This is a genomic window from Arthrobacter sp. CAN_A212 (assembly GCF_015752345.1).
GTDB lineage: Bacteria > Actinomycetota > Actinomycetes > Actinomycetales > Micrococcaceae > Arthrobacter_D.
In genome coordinates, this window is the sequence record NZ_JADOUT010000056.1 from 1 (window position 1) to 3,345 (window position 3,345).

At 59.6% G+C, this 3,345-nt stretch carries 4 protein-coding genes; 2 read left to right on the forward strand and 2 right to left on the reverse strand.

Features of this window, described 5'->3' with window-relative positions:
• Positions 1 to 184: 184 nt before the first annotated feature.
• Positions 185 to 532 (reverse strand): DUF3024 domain-containing protein, encoded by a 348-nt coding sequence (locus IWX64_RS16650; RefSeq protein ID WP_196868241.1) that lies wholly within the window; start codon positions 530 to 532, stop codon positions 185 to 187.
• A 401-nt stretch (positions 533 to 933) separates the two neighbouring features.
• Here IWX64_RS16650 and IWX64_RS16655 point away from each other — a divergent pair, with 401 nt between their 5' ends.
• A complete protein-coding gene (locus IWX64_RS16655; protein WP_196868242.1) occupies positions 934 to 1,560 on the forward strand; it encodes a cupredoxin domain-containing protein in 627 nt (208 codons plus the stop codon).
• Between the two features lie 310 nt (positions 1,561 to 1,870).
• Positions 1,871 to 2,377, forward strand: a complete 507-nt coding sequence (locus IWX64_RS16660; RefSeq protein WP_196868243.1) for a hypothetical protein — start codon at positions 1,871 to 1,873, stop codon at positions 2,375 to 2,377.
• Positions 2,378 to 2,524: 147 nt separating this feature from the next.
• Here the strand turns inward: IWX64_RS16660 and IWX64_RS16665 are convergent, their stop codons facing one another.
• Entirely contained in the window at positions 2,525 to 3,133 is a 609-nt protein-coding gene (locus IWX64_RS16665; protein WP_196868244.1) for a DNA-binding protein, read from the reverse strand.
• Positions 3,134 to 3,345: the final 212 nt, after the last annotated feature.

The window sequence follows — 3,345 nt, forward strand, 5'->3', positions numbered from 1 at the left end:
ACCCCAACGATGTCCATTACAGTTACCAGCAGCCGCACCAGGCAGCGTAAGAGAAAACACTAACTCCGCTGTCCGAAATTCACGCAGCAGCCCACACCACCCAGTTGCTTCCTCGTGAAGGCCTCAATCAGTTTGCCCCCACCGAGGCTGGCCACTGATACTGGTGCCGGGTTTTGGTTGGCCGTTATCCCCAGAAAATGGGATCCCCGCTTTCATCCACATGATCCAGCAGTACTTGAAGGCTTGGGCTCGGAGCAAGAAATTGGTACTGATGGAATTTCAGATTCCGGTCGCGCCAGTACAAGGCCCACAACCCTGTCTTCTTCGTGAAATGCATCCGAGCTATCGGAAACCGCGACCACTGCGTTTGCCCATCCCCATCCCACGGGGGACGGCATTCGAGAATCGTGATGTGACGGGCAGCGACGTCGCACTCCACCCGCATCTCAGTACTGAATCTGGCCGGCACCCGTCCGGCACACCAACGGCGCGCACGAGCAACCTCGAGCTCAGGCAATCCAGAAGAAACCATAGTCTCAATAATCCCAGAAGCTCGGCAGCCAAGAAATCCCGGGAAACTTTGGAGGGCGTCAAAGAACCGTGGCCGCAGTGAAACTCAGATGACCTCCACCACGGTCGCTGGATGAATCAGCTGCAGTATGCAGGTCTTGACCGGTTTGTTCCGTTGCTGCTTTGACGATGATCCGATGGCGTTACGGCGACCGGCCATAAAGGGCTCCGCCGACTGCTACGGCCAAGGCAATGCCTCCGCCGATGCCGCACCCGCCGATGTCGACCGCGCGTTTGGTGGATAACCCATCCAACATGGTCGGGGTGACGAATATCCCGGTAGAGGTTTTATGACAACGGCGTATCAAGCCGACTGATAGCCCGATAGTTGTCCCCCTAGATGCCTCGCCGGAAGGCCTCACCATGATTACCAGGAACAAAGTTCTCAGCGTCACGTTCACCGCAGCCCTGATCGCAGGAGCTGGCCTCGGATCCACCGGGGTAGCCACGGCCGCCCCTGGCCCGGTATCCCAAGCAGTACCAGCCATGACCACCGGAGCAATGTCCATCAGCATCGATGACTTCGTATTTACAGGACCCGGCACCGTCAACCCCGGCGGCGAAATCACCGTCACCAACAACGACACCGAAGCCCACACCGTGACCGCTGATGATGGCTCCTTCGATGTCACCATCCCCGGCGGAGCAAGCGCTACCTTCACCGCCCCAGACGCAGCAGGAAGCTACGGATTCTTCTGCAAATTCCACGGCAACATGCGCGGCACCCTCACCGTCGGCGCTGAAGCCATGGCACCAGCACCCACAACATCGCCAACCGCCGCTCCAGCTCCGGAGATTGCGGAATCAGGTAATGCAGGAAACACCGGGATGGACCAGATGGGCGAGGTACCTAAGGGCGGCGCCGACACCGGTGTCGTCACCCAAAACCCAAGCGAGGCACCACTGCTACTCGCCCTCGGAGGTGGGCTGGTCCTGGCCGCAGCAGCCGGTGGAACCTACGCCGTCCGCCGCCGGACCACCAACAACTGAACCCTTCTACCTGAACTGATCGGGGGCTGACTCCTTCCCCGATTAGTTCACCCAAACGGCCGCCGCGGAAGCCCCCCAGCTCCCGCGGCGGTCGTCTGTCCAAAGCACACCACTCACAACGGACTCAATCAAGCCGAAACGGCCACTCGGCATGCCTTTGTCGTAGTTTTCAGATTCCCTCAATCAAGAGGATGGACCGGGCTGTTGTCGACGAATATTCGGATGTCAGGGGATTACCTTCCTCCTGACCGGAGGCGGTGCTGTAAATCTAGGATCCATTGAGGCGACGGCTATCCTTTAGGCTGATTTTATGTCCACTTCGTTCGTCCTAACCCTCGCTGCTGTCGCATCTATCCTGTTAGTCCTCCGGCTGGTGGTCCCAGGCTTACCCATCAGGCGGTTCGCGCGACAGTTAACCCCGCTGGATCTCGCCCTAACCGTCGTGGGTATGTTGGGGCTGATCCTGCATTGCGCCTCCATGTTCTTCCGCCCGATCGTCGCGGCAATACCAGGCACAGAAAGGGTAATCGAGCAGATCAATTCCATGGGAACGGCGAGCATGATCTGGTACACGGTCCCCGCCCTCATGGTTTTGGTCGGCTTGCGACGTCAACAGTGGGTCTCGCTCATCCTTCTAGCAGCATCGCTACTAGCGGTCGGCGTCACGATGTACAACGGCACCGTGGTGTCCACCCATCTCAATACCATCTTCGCCGCCGGCGTGATCATCGCCGCCACAGTCTTCTTCCTCAGCACTCCTCCCTGGTCCCGCAAACCATGGCCGGGCACAGCCCGTCCTCCGGCGGTGAACCCCTAAACTTGATGCCAGTGAGTCACTTAACGAAGGTAGGGCCGGCTCCTGCACCACACAGTGACCGGCCCCGTTGTTCTTCCCTGTTTTCCCTGCGAAAGGACATCTAGTTCCCCTGGTGCTTTTCTTCGCTAGGAGTCCGCCCTTACTGGTTCACTTTTTGTTTGGTGTCTTGGTGGTTGGTGGGGTGATGCGCTGGATGAGTGCGTCGTGGCTTTGTTGCAGCGTGTCAGCCCGGGCGCGAGCGGCTGCTAAGTCATGAGCGAGGGTGCCCGCGTCGGAGCGGGCACTCACAGCTGCGGTTTCCGCCTGGTGTACACGCCCTTCCGCGTCCTCAGCCCGCGTCACGGCAGCCATCAGTTCCGTGTTCAACGCCGCGGCCTGAGCATTCTTTTCGCTGGTGATCCGATCGAGGTCTGCCACGAGCTCGGCCAGCTCAGTATCTTTGTCCTGGCCCTCTTTCACCCAGCGGGCTTCGAGGGCTGCATGCTGCTCGGCAGCCAACGCCACGGCATCAGCCCACACCGATCCGGCCAACCGCGCCGCTTGGTCAAGCAGCGGTTGCGGTGTAGCAGCGATCCGTGAGCCGGCAACAGCGCTCTCCTCCCTCCACGCCTTCAAATACCTGGTCGCGTCAGCGTTGGAGACGCCCGCGGCTTCCCGGACACTAGACACCGTGGGGTTACGCTCAGCACTGATTTTCTCGGCGGCGGCGAACACCCTGTCCCTGGCAGACCCTGTCGGGCTAACTTGCTCACTCATCACAGCGGACCACTCCAAAAGTAGTAGGAATAGTAGTCATACTACTATTCCTACTCGACTGTGGCTACTCGTCGACGCTGGTTTGATCGTGAAATTTGGCAGGGTCGGTTCGCTGCCGCGGAATCTGTCAAGGCGTTTGAGACACAGCTAAGTGGTTAGGCGTGTGTGGGGACCTCGCTTTGTTGGGGCTGGTTGATCCACGCCGCCGTGGG